General features: G+C 60.2%; 17 protein-coding genes. 13 read left to right on the top strand and 4 right to left on the bottom strand.

The features are described from left to right. Positions 1-34: 34 nt before the first annotated feature. Complete coding sequence (locus WNZ14_RS17480) at positions 35-1,465, top strand: DegQ family serine endoprotease (protein ID WP_342870271.1); 1,431 nt, start codon at positions 35-37, stop codon at positions 1,463-1,465. Between the two features lie 71 nt (positions 1,466-1,536). Here the strand turns inward: WNZ14_RS17480 and WNZ14_RS17475 are convergent, their stop codons facing one another. Then, complete coding sequence (locus tag WNZ14_RS17475; RefSeq protein ID WP_342869894.1) at positions 1,537-2,091, bottom strand: GNAT family N-acetyltransferase; 555 nt, start codon at positions 2,089-2,091, stop codon at positions 1,537-1,539. Beyond that, the gene (gene serB / locus WNZ14_RS17470) at positions 2,088-2,978 is read right to left on the bottom strand and encodes a phosphoserine phosphatase SerB (RefSeq protein WP_342869893.1); all 891 of its coding nucleotides are present in this window, start codon (positions 2,976-2,978) and stop codon (positions 2,088-2,090) included. Before serB ends, WNZ14_RS17475 begins: the two co-directional genes overlap by 4 nt. On the opposite strand from serB, the gene miaA reads away from it, so the two are divergent. Both miaA and WNZ14_RS17460 read left to right on the top strand, forming a co-directional pair. Continuing rightward, a complete protein-coding gene (gene miaA, locus WNZ14_RS17465) occupies positions 2,977-3,876 on the top strand; it encodes a tRNA (adenosine(37)-N6)-dimethylallyltransferase MiaA (protein WP_342869892.1) in 900 nt (299 codons plus the stop codon). The two genes, serB and miaA, sit on opposite strands and share 2 nt — an antisense overlap. A 107-nt stretch (positions 3,877-3,983) precedes the next feature. Beyond that, entirely contained in the window at positions 3,984-4,757 is a 774-nt protein-coding gene (locus WNZ14_RS17460) for a GGDEF domain-containing protein (protein ID WP_342869891.1), read from the top strand. 138 nt (positions 4,758-4,895) lie between these two features. Here WNZ14_RS17460 and WNZ14_RS17455 read toward each other — a convergent pair whose 3' ends face one another. Then, positions 4,896-6,863: a DUF87 domain-containing protein gene (locus WNZ14_RS17455; RefSeq protein WP_342869890.1), complete on the bottom strand. Its 1,968-nt coding sequence runs from the start codon at positions 6,861-6,863 to the stop codon at positions 4,896-4,898. 314 nt (positions 6,864-7,177) lie between these two features. Between WNZ14_RS17455 and WNZ14_RS17450 the strand changes: the two genes are divergently transcribed. Continuing rightward, entirely contained in the window at positions 7,178-8,953 is a 1,776-nt protein-coding gene (locus WNZ14_RS17450) for an acetolactate synthase 3 large subunit (protein WP_342869889.1), read from the top strand. A 26-nt stretch (positions 8,954-8,979) separates the two neighbouring features. Next, positions 8,980-9,552 (top strand): acetolactate synthase small subunit, encoded by a 573-nt coding sequence (gene ilvN / locus WNZ14_RS17445; RefSeq protein WP_342869888.1) that lies wholly within the window; start codon positions 8,980-8,982, stop codon positions 9,550-9,552. Between the two features lie 15 nt (positions 9,553-9,567). Here ilvN and WNZ14_RS17440 read toward each other — a convergent pair whose 3' ends face one another. Next, positions 9,568-10,413: an aldo/keto reductase gene (locus WNZ14_RS17440; protein WP_342869887.1), complete on the bottom strand. Its 846-nt coding sequence runs from the start codon at positions 10,411-10,413 to the stop codon at positions 9,568-9,570. 119 nt (positions 10,414-10,532) lie between these two features. Between WNZ14_RS17440 and WNZ14_RS17435 the strand changes: the two genes are divergently transcribed. From WNZ14_RS17435 to WNZ14_RS17400, 8 genes are all read left to right on the top strand, one after another. After that, a complete protein-coding gene (locus WNZ14_RS17435; RefSeq protein WP_342869886.1) occupies positions 10,533-11,126 on the top strand; it encodes a LysE family translocator in 594 nt (197 codons plus the stop codon). Between the two features lie 205 nt (positions 11,127-11,331). Further along, positions 11,332-11,925: a LysE family translocator gene (locus WNZ14_RS17430; RefSeq protein ID WP_342869885.1), complete on the top strand. Its 594-nt coding sequence runs from the start codon at positions 11,332-11,334 to the stop codon at positions 11,923-11,925. A gap of 26 nt (positions 11,926-11,951) precedes the next feature. Further along, a complete protein-coding gene (gene nthA / locus WNZ14_RS17425; RefSeq protein ID WP_342869884.1) occupies positions 11,952-12,632 on the top strand; it encodes a nitrile hydratase subunit alpha in 681 nt (226 codons plus the stop codon). After that, positions 12,629-13,288 (top strand): nitrile hydratase subunit beta, encoded by a 660-nt coding sequence (gene nthB / locus WNZ14_RS17420; RefSeq protein WP_342869883.1) that lies wholly within the window; start codon positions 12,629-12,631, stop codon positions 13,286-13,288. The genes nthA and nthB overlap by 4 nt, the downstream gene beginning before the upstream one ends. Further along, positions 13,275-13,649 carry a nitrile hydratase accessory protein gene (locus WNZ14_RS17415; protein WP_342869882.1) on the top strand — a complete coding sequence of 125 codons (375 nt, stop codon included), beginning with the start codon at positions 13,275-13,277 and terminating at the stop codon, positions 13,647-13,649. The genes nthB and WNZ14_RS17415 overlap by 14 nt, the downstream gene beginning before the upstream one ends. Positions 13,650-13,673: 24 nt before the next feature. After that, positions 13,674-14,135 carry a GNAT family N-acetyltransferase gene (locus WNZ14_RS17410; protein WP_342869881.1) on the top strand — a complete coding sequence of 154 codons (462 nt, stop codon included), beginning with the start codon at positions 13,674-13,676 and terminating at the stop codon, positions 14,133-14,135. Between the two features lie 61 nt (positions 14,136-14,196). Continuing rightward, on the top strand, positions 14,197-15,324 hold the full coding sequence (locus WNZ14_RS17405) for an ATP-dependent RecD-like DNA helicase (protein WP_342869880.1): 1,128 nt from the start codon (positions 14,197-14,199) through the stop codon (positions 15,322-15,324). Between the two features lie 254 nt (positions 15,325-15,578). Continuing rightward, a complete protein-coding gene (locus WNZ14_RS17400; RefSeq protein ID WP_342869879.1) occupies positions 15,579-16,580 on the top strand; it encodes an ABC transporter substrate-binding protein in 1,002 nt (333 codons plus the stop codon). Positions 16,581-16,582: the final 2 nt, after the last annotated feature.

Here is a 16,582-nt window from a genome sequence, read left to right as displayed (position 1 = left end):
CTTTCGCTCTGTCGGGATGGCACTGGCCGCAGCCATGCTGATGGCGTCGCCCGTCATGACACCGGCTCATGCGCAGTCCAATCAGGGGCCCGCCTCGGTGGCAGACCTGGCGGAGGGACTGCTTGATGCGGTGGTCAATATCTCAACCTCGCAGAATGTCGGTGGCAGCGGACGGACGCAGCCACAGATGAAGGCACCGGACGGGTCTCCGTTCCAGGATTTCTTCGACGAGTTCTTCAAGGACCGTCAGGGTGAAGGCCCGCGCAGCCGCAAGGTATCTTCGCTCGGCTCGGGCTTTGTCATTGATGCAGAAGAAGGCATCATCGTCACCAACAATCACGTCATCGATGGTGCCGACGACATCGAAATCAACTTCGCCGATGGCTCCAAGCTCAAGGCCGAGCTTGTCGGTGCCGATTCCAAGACCGATCTGGCTGTGCTGAAGGTAAAGCCGGTCAAGCCTTTGACCGAGGTTCCGCTGGGCGAATCCGGCACGATGCGGATCGGCGACTGGGTGATGGCCATCGGCAACCCGTTCGGCCTTGGTGGAACTGTTACGGTCGGCATCATCTCTGCACGCGGCCGCGACATCAATTCTGGCCCCTATGACAATTTCATCCAGACCGACGCCGCGATCAATCGGGGCAACTCGGGTGGTCCGCTGTTCAACATGAAGGGCGAGGTCATCGGCATCAACACGGCAATCATCTCGCCATCAGGCGGCTCTATCGGTATCGGCTTTGCGGTTCCGACTGAACTTGCCGTCAATGTCATCGACCAGCTGCGCGAGTTTGGCGAAACCCGTCGCGGTTGGCTCGGCGTGCGCATTCAGCCGGTGACCGACGAGATTGCTGAAAGCCTGGGTATGGACGGTGCCAAGGGCGCCCTGGTGGCGGGCGTCATTCGCGGCGGCCCCGTGGATGACGGATCGATCGAACCGGGTGATGTCATCATCCGCTTTGACGGCAAGGACGTCGATTCCATGCGCGATCTCCCGCGCGTTGTCGCGGAAAGCCCGGTCGGCAAGGCGGTTGACGTCATCGTCATTCGCAAGGGTGAAGAGCAGACCATCAAGGTAACGCTCGGACGCCTGGAGGACAGCGAACAGGCAAGTGCCGATGAGACTGGCGATGGTGGCGCAACCGACTTGCCCGATACGCTCACGACCGTGGACGTGCTCGGCATGACGGTGGCGGAACTGACCGACGACGGTCGTCAGGAATTTGCCATTGCCGATGATGTTGAAGGCGTGGTGATCACGGCTGTCGACCCGGAATCGGCGGCTGCGGAGAAGCGCATCGAGCCAGGTGATGTCATCGTCGAGATCGCCCAGGAGATCGTCACGACACCCCAGGATGTCGAAGAACGGATCGCCGCCCTCAGGCAGGACGGGCGCCGCAATGCGCTGCTGATGCTGGCTGGAAGAACCGGCGAGCTGCGTTTCGTCACAGTCCGCATGGACTGATCTCATCGCTTGAAAACAAAAGAAGAGGCGGCTTACGGGCCGCCTTTTTCATTTTCTTATGGAAAACGTTTTCAGCCGCGCGGGTCGCCTGAAAGCATGTCATACATAACATGCTGCTGTAGCTGCGGATGCGTGGCCGGCACGTTGGGGTGGTCGAAATCGAGATCGGGCCGCGCGGTCATGCCGATCCGCCGCATCACCGCTGTGGACCGACGATTGCCCGCGACCGCAAAGCTTATGATCCGGTCAAGACCCAGATCGCCAAAGCCGAACTCGCACCAGCGCCGGGCGGCCTCTGTGGCAAAGCCTTTGCCCCAGAATGCCGGCGCCAGGCGCCAGCCGATCTCCAAGGTTCCGTCCGGAACGCCAGGTACTTTGCTTGTCCTGTGGAGCCCTGCAAATCCAGCTGTCTCCCCGGTCCCAGCGATCTCGATTGCAGCAAACCCGAAGCCGTTCGTTGCTATTCCGGCTTCAAGCAGGTCCATCAGTTCATCCGCTTCGGCGCGGCTGCGCCGCATCGTGAAGAACTCCATCACCCGGTCGTCGGAATTGATCAGGTGAAACAGATCACGATCGCGCTCCTGCCAGTTGCGCAGGATCAGACGCTCTGTTGTGAGCGGCGTCATGACGTGACGAAATCGGTGCGCCGGTAGCCTTGCAGGTAGAGCAGGGCCGTCAGGTCTCCATGATCGATACGGATATCGGCCTGTGCTGCCACCGATGGCTTGGCATGTAACGCCACGCCAGAGCCCGCGCGGTCGAGCATGCCGAGATCGTTAGCACCGTCACCAACAGCGATCGCGTCGGCGGGATCGAGGTTGAGGCGGGCTGCAATGTCCTCAAGCGCGTCGACCTTTGCCTGTTTGCCAAGGATCGGTTCGCGCACGGTGCCGCTGAGCACCCCGTTCTCGCTTTCGAGAATGTTGGCGCGGTTTTCGTCAAACCCGATCATTGCGGCCACGACCGAGGTGAATGAGGTGAAGCCACCTGAAACCAGAGCGGTGTAGTGGCCGTTGGCGCGCATCGTTGCGACCAGTTCAAGCCCGCCCGGCGTCAGTGTGATGCGGTTCTCGATCACCTGGCCAATCACCTCGACTGGCAGTCCCTTGAGCAGGCCCACCCGTTCCCTCAGCGCGGGTTCGAACGCTATCTCGCCGTTCATTGCGCGCGCTGTGATCCCGGCTACCTTGTCCTTGAGGCCAACTTCGGCGGCGAGTTCATCGATGCATTCCTGGCCGATCATGGTTGAATCCATGTCAGCGATCAGGAATTTCTTGCGCCGCAATTCAGCAATCTGGACAGCGGCATCGATTGGCCGGTCGCCAATCACCGCCCTGAGCTTCTTCAGAGCCTCATCGGCGGAAACGCCATCCTTGAGCGCGATATCACAGGCCACGCCGTCGGCGAGCCAGTAGAGACCGGCACCATCCACCGCGTTGAAGGCTGCTTCGCCCAGCTCTGGCGTAAGAACAGGGTTTGACGGATTGGCGACAAGCGTGGCAACGAGGGCCATGGAACACAAACTCCTGCGACAAGATATCTCGGCGCTTCTGATAGCCGGGCCAACCGCCAGCGGCAAGTCCGCGCTGGCGCTTGAGATGGCGCGTGACCTCGGTGGCGAGATCGTCAACGCGGATTCGATGCAGGTCTATGGCGTGCTCGATCGCCTGACCGCGCGCCCCGATGCGCAGGATCTGACCGAGATTCCGCATCATCTTTATGGCCATGTGTCGCCCGGAACGGCCTATTCCACGGGCATCTGGCTTGATCAGGCAACCCAGGCGATTGCTGCTATCCGCGCCCGGGGCGCACTGCCGGTGGTTGTCGGCGGCACCGGGCTCTATTTCCGCGCCCTGACTGGCGGCTTGTCAGAGATGCCTGCGATCCCTGATCCGATCCGCACCGAATTGCGTGCACGGCTTGAGACCGAAGGTGTCGAGGCGCTGCACGCCGAACTTGCCCGGCTCGATCCGCTTATGGGCGAGCGGCTTCGCCCGGCTGACCGGCAACGCATCCTGCGTGCGCTTGAGGTGGTGCGGTCAACTGGCCGGTCTATCACCGAGTTCCAGGGGCGGGGTGGGGCGAGGATCGTCGATCCCGACAGCGCGCACTGCATCGTGCTGGAACCTGAGCGGCCGCTCTTGCATGCGCGCATCAATGCACGCTTTGCCGCGATGGTCGAGCAGGGCGCGCTCGATGAAGTCAAGAAACTGATTTCACTTGACATTCCACCCCAGCATCCAGCCATGAAGGCCATCGGCGTCAGCCAGATTTCTGATTATCTCGCTGGTCTACACTCCCTTGATCGAGCGGTCGAACTGGCCAGTACGGCCACGCGGCAATATGCCAAGCGGCAGATGACCTGGTTTCGCAACCAGTTGGGTGAAAACTGGCAAAGATTGCACCTTTAAGGCGAACAAAATACGGAGCGAAGGCTGATATCGTCGGCGGCGTTAAACCAAACATAAAGGGTTGGCGGTAGTCTGACGTTCGAAGACCTTTGAATTCAGTTGGGATTATGCGCTTTCACAAGGCTGAACTATTCTTTTTTCTGCTGATAGTCCTCGTTGGCGTCGGTGGAATTTTCTCGTGGGCGGCTTATTCCGCTGCGACCGGCGGTGTTGTGATCGGCGGAGTGGAGACGGCTGCCAATTTTGCGTTCATGGGTGCGGTGCTGGCCGGGCTGTCAGCGATCTGCGGATGCCTGCTGGTCTTTCCGATCCTGTCCCATGGCCTGCGCGAACGCGGCAAGCTGCAGAGAATGACCGAATCCCTCTCCGTGCGTTCGCAATCGCTCGAGCATGCAGCCGTCACCGACGGATTGACCGGCATGTACAATCGCCGCTATTTCGACGAGGCTCTTGCGGAGTACCTTGAGGCTTTCGGTCATATCGACAAGCCGATCGGCATGGTCATCCTGGATCTCGATCACTTCAAGAAGGTCAACGACACCCACGGCCATGATATTGGCGACAAGGTCTTGCGGCAGGTTGCTGAGTGCCTGCAGATTTTCACCCGCTACCATGATGTGCTTGCCCGTCTGGGCGGCGAGGAATTTGCCATTCTGTCGCCCAATATCACCGAGAGTCAGCTCTACAATCTGTCCGATCGCATCCGGCAAGCTGTATCCGAGCTCAGAATCAACAACGGCAATGTCACCCTGAAAGTAACCGTGAGCGCAGGTCTGGCGATCTGGAATGGCGCTGAAAGCGGCGAAGAACTCTACCGTCGCGCAGATAAGCAGCTCTACGAAGCCAAGCGCCAGGGCCGTAATCGCGTCTGCGCAGCCTGATTACCGGACAATTCACGGTTCCACCTGCTTTCAAGCCAAGAACGGATCATGGGCGGCTCTTGCCGCCACGGCGGATTTGCGTCTGATCGTTTGATTAAGCGCTCGCACTATGATGCGGCAAGCCCGCAATTGAGGACGTCAGTCCTTGAGCAGCGAGGACAGCGGCTTCTTCAGCAGGCTCGACCGGAGCGAGTTGAGTTCGGGGCGTGGCGCGGCCTGGGATGCGGGGCGTTGCTCTGCGCCGTATTCACCGGCCTGGTTGCCATATCCGTGCTGGGGGCTCGGCGTGCTGGCAAAGCCGTCGGTGCTGCGCCGCATTGCCGGTGCGGCGGCGAAGTCACCGGATGGGTCGATGGACGGCATCTGCGGTCTGATCGTAGGTTGCTGCGGCCTGATTGTTTCCGGGCCTGGAGCCGAAGCCCTCGGGTTTTCATCGATATGGCGCATCCGCATGACAATCTTGCCGAGGTCCACACTGTTCGGATCGCCACGATGAACCGGCTGCAAACCGGAGTTTGCACGTGGCAGCACCGTTTCAGAGACCCGTTCGAACACCATGCGCATCGGCACAGCCACGGCCTCGCCGAAGGCAATGGCCTCGCCATTGCCGATGGAGGAAAGGAAGCTCATGGTCGAGGCCGATGAGTCCGGAATGGCGGATCGGATGATGTCCTGGTCCCGGTCATTGGAAAGCCGCATCGCAAACACCGTCGAGCACTGCGACAGGATTGTCGGGTCGAGTTCGCCCGGGCGCTGGGTGATCACCCCGAGGCTGACGCCATATTTCCGGCCTTCCTTGGCGATGCGCGAGATAGCCTGACGCGTGGGGAAAAAGCCCAGCTTCGGATCGGCAGGCACATAGCGGTGGGCTTCTTCGCAGACGACCAGGATCCGCACGCCGCCCGCACTCCAGAGCGCGATCTCGAAGGCCATCCGGCACAGGATGGAGGCAACCGAGTTGACAACCTCGGACGGGATGCCCGCCAGCTGGAAAGTGGTGACCGGCTTGCCGTCACCGGGAATGCGAAAGATGTGACTGATCGTTGTCAGAATGGTGTCGTGAATCGTGTTCGAAGAGAACATGAATTCGTAGCGCGGATCATTGATGGCGGCCTGGATGCGCACCTTGAGCGAGCGCAAATGTGGTTTTTCAGAGCGGCCTTCAAGCTTGCCAATGCGTTCGTCGATCAGTGCAAGCAGATCGGCGACCCGGTAGGGCACCGGAGTGTCCGCAGTCAGTGAGGATTTTTCCGGTCCGCGCCGGATCAGCGCCGTGTCGGTCGTGCCCTTGAACATCCGCTTGGCTTCGGGAATCAGGTCACGCAGCACATCGATTTCTTCGGGGATGGACGGGCGTCCCCTAAACAGCACTTCGGTAAATTCCTCGAGCTTGAACAGCCAGAACGGCAGATCCAGCGTGTCGGTGTCGATGACGACCGATTGAGTTGGAAAAGCCGCGGCGAACTCGTTGTGCGGATCAAGAATCAGCACCCGCAGGGAAGGGTCGGCCTCCAGCGCCTTGTGCAGCAGCAGTGTCACCGCTGTGGTCTTGCCCACACCGGTGGTTCCGACAACCGCGAAGTGCCGTGACAGCAGCGACGGGATGTGGATCAACGCGCCCAGTGAGGTGTCCTGGGTCAACTTGCCGATGACGGCGGTGTCGCTGACGCCCGGATCATAAATGATGGCCAGATCGGAAGAGCGCATGCGGTGAGCCACTGCGCCGAGATAGGGATACTGCGTTATGCCGGCACTGAACTCGGGCTTTCCGCTCACGCCGGAGCGAATTTCTCCAACCAGCTCGACCTCGATGTGCATGACATTCTCTTCGGTTTCCGACCATGCGCTCGTTGCCGTCCCCATCGAGCAGACCAGCGCAACCACCCGGTTGGCGCCAACGCTGATCGAAATCAGCCGACCCACGGACCAGAGTTCTGCCACGCCGTTGCCGTCTTGGCCGTCTTTTCCTGCAAACGCGCTTATGGTCGCCTTCGAGCCGGAGCAGCCGACGACACGGCCCATAAGCCGGTTTCCCGGCGCATAGGTTCCACGGCGCGCGCGGCCGTCTTCTTCGCCAGAAGCTGATGATGTCGTTGCGCTGTCCATGGTTTGCCCGATTTCCATTGCTGCTAGCATCGCACTGCCAGGTTAATGGGGGGTTGCGACAATTCGGGCGTGGAGGATTTTGAAGCAGATTTTAAGGCAAATAATTCGTTGACGCCGGGTTTGCGAGGCGATACGAGGTTAATCATGAAAAAGATCGCGAACATTCTCGTGGTAGGACCGCGCATGGGCAGGGTGGCGTAGCCACCCGGCGAAAGCTCCCATGCGCGAAACACAGGCTCCTCCGGGGGCCTTTTTTTATGGCTTAAACCGGGCTATTGAGCCCGACAAACAGACTGAACAAGGGGTCAGGCGATATGGCCGGCAAGCAAATGGAAATGACTGGCGCGGAAATGGTTCTGCAGGCGCTCAAGGACAACGGCGTCGAGCACATCTTCGGGTATCCCGGCGGAGCGGTTCTGCCGATCTACGACGAATTGCATCAGCAGGAAGACATCGAGCATATTCTGGTGCGCCACGAGCAGGGCGCCGGCCACATGGCGGAAGGTTATGCCCGTTCAACCGGCAAGCCGGGCGTTGTTCTCGTCACCTCCGGTCCGGGCGCCACCAACGTGGTGACGGCGCTTCAGGACGCGCTGATGGATTCGATCCCGCTCGTCTGCCTCACCGGCCAGGTTCCCACTTCACTGATCGGGTCCGATGCCTTCCAGGAATGCGACACCGTCGGCATCACACGGCCTTGCACCAAGCACAATTGGCTGGTCAAGGACGTAAATCAGCTCTCCCGCGTCATTCATGAAGCTTTCCGCATCGCCACAACCGGCCGTCCCGGTCCCGTTGTTGTCGATATCCCGAAGGACGTTCAGTTTGCCACCGGCATCTATACGCCTCCTTCGCCGGTCATCGAGCAGAAGAGCTACCAGCCGAAAGTCTCCGGTGATCTCGACAAGATCCGCGAGGCGATCGAGCTGATGGCCGGCGCCAAGCGTCCGATCATCTATTCCGGCGGCGGCGTGGTCAATTCCGGCCGCGAAGCCAGCCAGTTGTTGCGTGAACTGGTTGAACTCACCGGTTACCCGATCACTTCGACCCTGATGGGGCTGGGTGCTTACCCCGCATCGGGCAAGAACTGGATGGGCATGCTCGGCATGCACGGCACCTATGAGGCCAACATGGCGATGCATGACTGCGATGTCATGGTCTGCATCGGCGCCCGCTTTGATGACCGCATTACCGGACGCCTTGACGCGTTTTCGCCCAATTCGAAGAAGATCCACATCGACATCGATCCGTCCTCGATCAACAAGATCGTCCGCACCGATATCGGTATTGTTGGCGACATCGGTCATGTGCTGGAAGACATGGTCCGGCTCTGGCGTGCATCGAAGAAAACCGATCGCAGTCAGTTGGCGGATTGGTGGAGCCTGATTGCCAAGTGGAGAGCGCGCAATTCGCTGGCCTACACGTCCAACAAGGACGTGATCATGCCGCAATACGCCGTCCAGCGGCTTTATGAGCTGACCAAGGATCGCGACACCTACATCACCACAGAAGTTGGCCAGCACCAGATGTGGGCAGCGCAGTTCTATGGCTTCGAGGAACCCAACCGCTGGATGACATCTGGCGGTCTCGGCACCATGGGTTATGGTTTCCCCGCGGCCATCGGCGTTCAGGTTGCCCATCGCGACAGTCTCGTCATCGACATTGCCGGCGATGCATCGATCCAGATGTGCATTCAGGAAATGTCCTGTGCGGTCCAGCATAAGCTGCCGGTCAAGATCTTCATCCTCAACAACCAGTACATGGGCATGGTGCGGCAGTGGCAGCAATTGCTGCATGGCAACCGGCTGTCGCATTCCTACACCGAATCCATGCCTGATTTCGTCAAGCTGGCCGAGGCCTATGGCGGCGTTGGCATCCGCTGCGACAAACCCGCCGACCTCGATGACGCGATCACCAAAATGATCGACACACCTGAGCCGGTGATCTTTGACTGCCGCGTGGCGTCATTGGCAAACTGCTTCCCGATGATCCCGTCAGGCAAGGCGCATAACGACATGCTGCTGCCCGACGAGGCCACCGATGAAGCCGTCGCCAACGCCATTGATGCAAAAGGCCGCGCGCTCGTTTGAGCCGCCTTTAAACAGGAATTGATCTCATGAACGCTCAGCATCAACCCACCGGTTCGGCCTATTTCATGACCGCCGAAACCGCCCGTCCGGAGACCCACACTCTATCGGTCCTGGTCGACAACGAGCCGGGCGTCCTTGCCCGGGTCATCGGTCTGTTCTCAGGCCGTGGCTACAACATCGAAAGCCTGACGGTCTCGGAGACCGAACATGAAGCGCATCTGTCGCGCATCACCATCGTCACCACCGCGACCCCGCAAGTGCTTGAGCAGGTCAAGTCGCAGCTCGAACGCATCGTCCCGGTTCACCGGGTGGTTGACCTCACGGTTCGCTCGGTCGAGCTGGGCCATGACAAGCCGCTTGAGCGTGAACTGGCGCTGGTCAAGGTGACAGGCGCCGGCGAGAACCGGGTCGAGGCGCTGAGGCTTGCCGATGCGTTCCGCGCCCAGGTAATCGACGCCAACACCGAGCATTTCATCTTCGAGATCACCGGTCGCGTCTCCAAGATCGAACAGTTCATCTCGATCATGAAGCCCCTCGGCCTCGTCGAAATCTGCCGCACCGGCATCGCCGCCATGAACCGCGGCCCGCAAGGGATGTGAACTGCGGATCTGATCTCAGATCATCTGCAGAGGCTGGCGCGAGCGCGGCGGCGGGAATAGCTGGTTGAGTTCTGCAATCTGCTCGTCAGTGAGAGCGATCTCGGCGCTGGCGCGGTTTTCTGCCACCCGCTGCGGATTTGACGACTTCGGAATCGCGATCACGTTTTCACGGGCGAGCAGGAAGGCAAGCGCCAGCTGCGCAGGTGTGATGCCTGCGCGACCGGCCATTTTTCCGAGCCCCGGATGGCGCATGAGCCGGCCCTCGTCGAGCGGCGAATAGGCCATCAGCGGCATGGCCTGCTCCGACATCCATGGCAACAGGTCGAACTCGACGCCGCGGGTCGAGAGATTGTAGAGCACCTGGTTGGCAGCGCAATTTTTGCCGCCGGGCAGGGCGGAAAGCTGCCTCATGGCGATGCTGTCGAAGTTGGATACGCCCCAGCGGGCAATCTTGCCGGACTTGCGCAAATCTTCAAAGGCTTCAACGGTCTTTCCCAGCGGATGACGGCCGGGCCAGTGCAGCAGGTACAGGTCGATATGGTCGGTGCCAAGCCGCTTCAGGCTGGCCTCGCAGGCAGCGATTGTTCCCTGACGGCTGGCATTGGATGGCATCACCTTGGAAACGATGAAGACGTCGTCACGGCGTCCCTTGATCGCTTCGCCGGTCACTGTTTCAGCACCGCCATTTGCATACATTTCAGCCGTGTCGATCAGTGTCATGCCGCAATCGATGCCTGCCTGAATGGCGCGGATTTCTGCAGCGGCATCCCTGCGACTTTCACCCATGTGCCAGGTGCCCAGACCGAGCGCGGGAACGGCTTTCCCATCTGGAAAGGTGACTGTGGGCAGGGGGAGTGGCATGCGGATCTCCTGTACCGTGTTTATCACATTCTGGAATGTGGCCATGATGACAATTCGTTTGTCTCGGCGGATATCTGGTTTAACAAGCATCGACCGGCATACAGCCGGTGGGAAAGCATATGGCACTCGAAACCTTCCTGACGCTTGTCGCCTTCGCTTTGGTTGCCTCGGGCACACCGGGGCCCAACACCATGATGCTGTTCAGCTCAGGCGTTAATTTCGGCTTCAGAAGCACTGTGCCGCACATGGTCGGCATCGGTTTTGGCTTCCTCGCGCTTCTTTTGGGGGTTGGCTTTGGGCTCGGTGCGCTGCTCACGACCTTTCCTGCGCTCTATCTCGTGCTCAAGGTCCTGGGCGGCAGCTATCTGATTTACATGGCCTGGCGAATCGCCACGTCCAACACGCTGCCTGAAGCCAAGGTCGGCGCACGGCCGTTGACCTTTATCGAGGCGGCTGCGTTCCAGTGGGTCAATCCGAAGGCATGGGTGATGTTGGTAACGGCCATGGGGATCTACACAGATCCGGACCATTACGCCCAGACGGTGATGCTGATCTTGCTTGCTTTCGCAATTGCCCTGGTGCCCTGCGTGTCTGGCTGGGCTGGTTTCGGATCGGTGCTGAGGTCCTGGCTGGCCGATCCGGTACGGCTGAAATGGTTCAACATCACGATGGCTGTGCTGTTGGTGGCGAGCCTCTGGCCGATGCTGCGGTAGATTTTGCCAAGGGTAAATTCGCTCTCAGGTACCATCGTCATCAAGATGAGCAGGACCATGAAAATGAGCTCGATCCGTTTGCCACGGCATTGATGAATCCGGTTTTTGATCACATTCTGGAATGTGGGCATGACGACAATTTGTTTGTCTCTCCCGAAACCTCGTTTAACAAGCATTGGCTGGCATTCAGCTGGCGGGAATGCGAATGTCACTGGAAACCTTTCTGTCGCTGATCGTTTTTGCCTTCGTCACTTCGGTGACGCCGGGGCCGAACAACATGATGCTGTTTGCTTCGGGCGTGAATTTCGGCATTCGCCGCACCGTGCCGCACATGGTGGGCATCGGCGTGGGGTTCTTTTCGCTGCTGCTCGGTGTCGGCTTCGGCCTGGGCGCGCTTCTGGAAAACGCTCCAATCCTCTACACGGCGCTCAAATTCGCCGGTGGTGCCTACCTTGTCTATATCGCCTGGAAGATAGGCACCTCTCGGGCGCTGCCTGACGGTAAGGTTGGCGCCAAGCCGATGACGCTCTTGCAAGCGGCGGCCTTCCAGTGGGTCAATCCGAAAGCCTGGGTGATGGCGGTGACGGCAATGGCGGTTTACACCAACCCGGCCAACCACACGTTCACCGTACTGCTCGTCGGACTTGCCTTCACGCTGACCAATTTTCCAAGTGTTTCGGTCTGGGCCGGCTTCGGCTCGGCGCTGAGGTCATGGCTGTCCGATCCGGTGCGGCTCAAATGGTTCAACATCACCATGGCGGTTCTGTTGGTTCTCAGCCTCTGGCCGATGTTGCGGTAGAGCCTGCGGAGGATTAACCTGCCATCATGACCGACAACCACCACACCCATGATCACGATCACCACCATGACAACGAACTCGATCCGTTCGCAGCCCGGGTCAAGGCGCTGGAAACGATCCTGACCGACAAGGGCCTTATCGATCCTGCCGCTATCGACGCCATCGTCGAGACCTATGAGCACAAGGTCGGTCCGCGCAATGGCGCCCGCGTGGTGGCCAAGGCCTGGTCCGATCCGGAGTTCGCCGATTGGCTGAAACGCGACGCAACCGCGGCAATCGCCTCGCTCGGCTACACTGGTCGCCAGGGCGAGCACATGCAGGCGGTGTTCAATACGGATGACACCCACAACCTCATCGTCTGCACGCTCTGCTCCTGTTACCCGTGGACGGTGCTTGGCGTGCCGCCGGTCTGGTACAAGGCGCCGCCCTACCGCAGCCAGGCGGTGATCAACCCGCGCGGCGTGCTGGCGGAGTTTGGCTTGAAGCTGCCGGAGGACACGCGCATCCGGGTGTGGGATTCCACCGCCGAGCTGCGCTACATGGTGGTGCCGATGCGCCCGGTGGAAACCGATGGCCTGAGTGAAGACGAACTCGCGAAACTTGTGACGCGCGACTCCATGATCGGCACGGGACTGCCGCTCCGGCCGGGATCGCTCGGTCCTGGCGCGCTTTGGCCACCCGTGGCGGATCTCGGAGCGGGAATTTGAACGGGCCGCACGATCTCGGCGGGCAGATGGGGTTCGGCCCGGTCGCGCCGGAAATCGACGAGCCGGTTTTCCATGGCGATTGGGAGCGCCATGCCCTCGCCATCACGCTTGCCTCAGGCACGCTCGGCGCCTGGAATATTGACGAAAGCCGCCATGCGCGCGAAAGCCTGCACCCGGCGATCTACTATTCTGCAAGCTATTACGAGATCTGGATCCGCGCGCTCGAGACATTGCTCGAGCGGCATGGATTTGTCTCCGCTGACGAGCTTGAGGCAGGACACAAGATCTGGGTCGGCGTCAAACCCAAACGGGTGCTGCACGCTGACGATGTCGCGGGCGTTCTGGCGCGCGGCGGGCCGTGCAATCGGGAGATTGCAGTCGAGCCGAAGTTCAAGGCCGGCGACACCGTGCGCACCATCAACGAACACCCTGAAGGCCATACGCGGCTGCCGCGCTATGCCCGCGGCAAGCTTGGCACCATCGAAGCGGTGCGCGAGGCCTTTGTCTTTCCCGACACCAATGCCCACGGCAAGGGCGAAAATCCCCAGCATGTCTACACAGTCAGCTTCGAGGGTCGCGAACTCTGGGGGCAGGGGACTGATCCGGCGCTGACAGTCTCGATCGATGCCTGGGAGAGCTATCTTGAGCTCGCCTGAGGCTGACATCGAAACGCCGTTCCAGTTGCCCCAGGGCGCCGGGCCGGATGCGCCGGTGTTTGCCGAGCCTTGGCAGGCGCAGGCCTTTGCGCTCGCTGTCGGATTGCATCAGCGTGGTCTGTTCACCTGGACCGAATGGGCGGCCGCTCTTTCGAAAGAAGTCGCACGACCCGGCGCGGCTTCAGATGGCAGCGATTACTACCAGCATTGGCTGGCGGCGCTCGAAGCCCTTCTGGGTGCAAAGGGCGTGGCTGGTCCGGAGATCGTCGAGGCATTGTCCGCATCCTGGCAGCGCGCCGCCCACGCCACGCCGCACGGACAGCCGATCCTATTGGAGAACGATCCAGAGCGGGGCGAATGACGTGAACACACCTGAGAGTGTGCTGTGAAGTCACGTTTCCTGGTCCGTCCGGTCCGCGAGAACGACCGCGCCGATTGGCAGACACTTTGGGAAGGCTACAACGCTTTTTACGGGCGCGAGGGTGACACAGCTCTATCTCCTGCGGTTCTAGCGGCGACCTGGGGCCGGTTGCTTGAGGCTTCCGAGCCGGTCCATGGCCTTGTCGCCGAGGCAGATGGCCGTCTTGTCGGGCTCGCCCACATCATCTTTCACCGCAACACCATACACATCGAAGACACCTGCTACCTTCAGGACCTTTTCACCGCGGAGGAATGCCGCGGGCGCGGCGTAGCCCGGCAACTGGTCGAGGCGGTCTATGAGACCTGCCGTGTCCAGGGCATGACCAGCGTCTATTGGCATACCCATGCGTCAAACACAGCCGCGCGGGTGCTCTACGACAAGCTCGCGACAAACACCGATTTTCTGGTCTATCGCGCAAAAGCTTGACAGAGCCGTCGCCCCGCAATTGCCGGGTCGCGCGGCGATTGCGAATCTGCCATGAGGGATCATGAAGTTTTCACCGCAACAGGATGAGGCGCTCAAGGCCGTCGCGCGCTGGCTCAAGGATGGCCGCACGCCGATTTTCCGGCTGTTCGGCTATGCCGGCACCGGCAAGACCACGCTGGCCAAGTATTTCGCCGACAATGTCGAAGGCGAAGTGCTGTTTGCAGCCTTCACCGGCAAGGCAGCCCAGGTGCTGCGCGCCCGTGGCGCCAAGAACGCCCGCACCATCCATTCGCTCATCTACCGGCCCAAGGGCGAGGAAGAGGTCGCCAACGAGGAGACCGGCAAGACCACTGTCTCGCCTTTGTTCTCGATCAACCGGCAAAGCCCGCTGGCTCAGGCTGCACTGATCATCATCGACGAATGCTCGATGGTGGATGAGGCGCTCGGCAAGGACCTGATGAGTTTTGGTACGCCGATCCTGGTGCTGGGTGATCCGGGGCAGTTGCCCCCGATCTCGGGCGGCGGCTATTTCACCGAGCATGAGCCCGATATTCTGCTCACCGAAATCCACCGTCAGGCCCGCGACAACCCGATTATCGATCTCGCCATGCAGGTGCGCGAAGGCCGCGAGATCATGCATGGCGACTATGGTGCCGCCCAGGTGATCGGCAAGAACGAGGTCGACCGCGATATGGTGCTTGAGGCCGACCAGGTGCTGGTCGGCACCAACCGCACCCGCCGTCGCTACAATCAGCGTCTGCGCGAACTCAAGGGCTTCACCCAGGCCTTCCCGCAGGCCGGCGACAAGCTGGTGTGCCTGAGGAACGATCCCGCCAAGGCTCTGCTCAACGGTTCGCTCTGGCAGGTGATGACCTCATCGAAAGAGACCGTCAAACCCGGTATCAACCTGCTGGTCCGTCCCGAAGACGACGACATGGAGCGCGGCTCCGCCAAGATCAAGCTCTTGAAGAGCGCCTTCGACGATCCCGATCTCGAAGTGCCCTGGCAGACCAAGAAGCGCTACGATGATTTCGATTTTGGCTACGCACTCACTGTCCACAAGGCGCAAGGCTCGCAGTGGAACTCGGTCGTCCTCTTCGACGAAAGCTACGCCTTCCGCGACAGCCGAGAACGCTGGCTCTACACCGCGATCACACGCGCTGCCGAGCGGTTGGTGATTGTCAGGTGATTGCGCTTTGCGCGCAAAAACCGGAATTCCCTCATGCCTATGCAAACCAAGGATGTTTTTTGCTGCCGGATCTTTGCGCGCAAGCGTCGATCGGCAGCATGACTGCTCACGTTTTGAACGTAATGCTCAATAGTTATACAGTGCCCAATATTTTCGCTTCCGCTTGCTGACGTTCTATTGACTCCGCCCGAACACCAAAACTATGGTCGATCAGGTCATTATTAACTGAACTTCAACCTGACGGGAATCCACATATGTTCCTTCGTACATTGCTGGCTGTCGTGCTTCTTGGCACAACCGCGGCCCATGCTGAAACTGATATGCCTTTCGCCCTGGACTGGAAATTCGAAGGGCCTGCGGCACCCTTCTTTGCTGCCATCGATAACGGCTATTATGCAGACAAGGGCCTGACCGTGTCTGTCGAGGCCGGCAATGGATCACTGGACGCAATTCCAAAGGTTGCAACGGGCGCTTTCCCTGTTGGCATGGCCGACATCAACAGCCTGATCAAGTTTCTGGACCAGAACCCGGGCGCGCCTGTCATCGCGGCCATGATGCTGTATGACAAGCCTGCGTTTGCGGTCATTGGCCGCAAGTCGCTGGGTATTTCCGATCCGAAGAGCCTTGAAGGCAAGGTTCTGGGCGCACCGCCGCCGGATGGCGCCTGGGCGCAGTTCCCGATCTTTGCTGCCGCAAACGATCTTGACATGTCAAAGATCACCGTTGAGCCTGTTGGCTTTCCAACCCGCGAGCCCATGCTGGCCGAGGGCAATGTTGCTGCAATCACAGGTTTCTCTTTCACCTCCTATCTGAACTCGGCTCGCCTTGGCGTGCCGGAGGATGATCTGGTCACCCTGCTGATGGCTGACTATGGCGTGAAGCTTTACGGCAACGTCATCATCGTAAACACCGATTTCGCAGAGAAGAACCCGGACGCAGTGAAAGGCTTTCTGGCGGCAACCGCCGAGGGCTGGAAGGCATCTGTGGCCGACCCGGCAGCCGTCATTCCAATGTTGATGGAACGCAATCCGGCAGCGGACGCGGCACTGGAGCAGCGTCGTCTGGAATTGGCGCTTGAAGCCAATGTGCTGACCGACGCTGTGAAGGCAAACGGATTTGGCGTCATCGACAACGACCGCATGGCCGAGTCGCTGAAGCAGATCGCCACGACCTACACCTTCACGACAACGCCGGATGCCGCGCTGTACTTCACCGATGCCTACCTGCCTGCCGGCGGGTTCAAGCTGACGGACTGAGC

It is taken from the genome of Hoeflea sp. AS60 (genome assembly GCF_038900115.1).
In the GTDB taxonomy this organism is placed as follows: domain Bacteria; phylum Pseudomonadota; class Alphaproteobacteria; order Rhizobiales; family Rhizobiaceae; genus Hoeflea.
This window is presented reverse-complemented; position numbering and strand designations above follow the sequence as displayed.

Excerpts from the sequence above, each read along its gene's own strand:
- WNZ14_RS17480 (WP_342870271.1), top strand. The coding sequence starts at position 35 with ATGCTGATGGCGTCGCCCGTCATGACACCGGCTCATGCGCAGTCCAAT.
- WNZ14_RS17475 (WP_342869894.1), bottom strand. The coding sequence starts at position 2,091 with ATGACGCCGCTCACAACAGAGCGTCTGATCCTGCGCAACTGGCAGGAG.
- miaA (WP_342869892.1), top strand. The coding sequence starts at position 2,977 with ATGGAACACAAACTCCTGCGACAAGATATCTCGGCGCTTCTGATAGCC.
- serB (WP_342869893.1), bottom strand. The coding sequence starts at position 2,978 with ATGGCCCTCGTTGCCACGCTTGTCGCCAATCCGTCAAACCCTGTTCTT.
- WNZ14_RS17460 (WP_342869891.1), top strand. The coding sequence starts at position 3,984 with ATGCGCTTTCACAAGGCTGAACTATTCTTTTTTCTGCTGATAGTCCTC.
- WNZ14_RS17455 (WP_342869890.1), bottom strand. The coding sequence starts at position 6,863 with ATGGACAGCGCAACGACATCATCAGCTTCTGGCGAAGAAGACGGCCGC.
- WNZ14_RS17450 (WP_342869889.1), top strand. The coding sequence starts at position 7,178 with ATGGCCGGCAAGCAAATGGAAATGACTGGCGCGGAAATGGTTCTGCAG.
- ilvN (WP_342869888.1), top strand. The coding sequence starts at position 8,980 with ATGAACGCTCAGCATCAACCCACCGGTTCGGCCTATTTCATGACCGCC.
- WNZ14_RS17440 (WP_342869887.1), bottom strand. The coding sequence starts at position 10,413 with ATGCCACTCCCCCTGCCCACAGTCACCTTTCCAGATGGGAAAGCCGTT.
- WNZ14_RS17435 (WP_342869886.1), top strand. The coding sequence starts at position 10,533 with ATGGCACTCGAAACCTTCCTGACGCTTGTCGCCTTCGCTTTGGTTGCC.
- WNZ14_RS17430 (WP_342869885.1), top strand. The coding sequence starts at position 11,332 with ATGTCACTGGAAACCTTTCTGTCGCTGATCGTTTTTGCCTTCGTCACT.
- nthA (WP_342869884.1), top strand. The coding sequence starts at position 11,952 with ATGACCGACAACCACCACACCCATGATCACGATCACCACCATGACAAC.
- WNZ14_RS17405 (WP_342869880.1), top strand. The coding sequence starts at position 14,197 with ATGAAGTTTTCACCGCAACAGGATGAGGCGCTCAAGGCCGTCGCGCGC.
- WNZ14_RS17400 (WP_342869879.1), top strand. The coding sequence starts at position 15,579 with ATGTTCCTTCGTACATTGCTGGCTGTCGTGCTTCTTGGCACAACCGCG.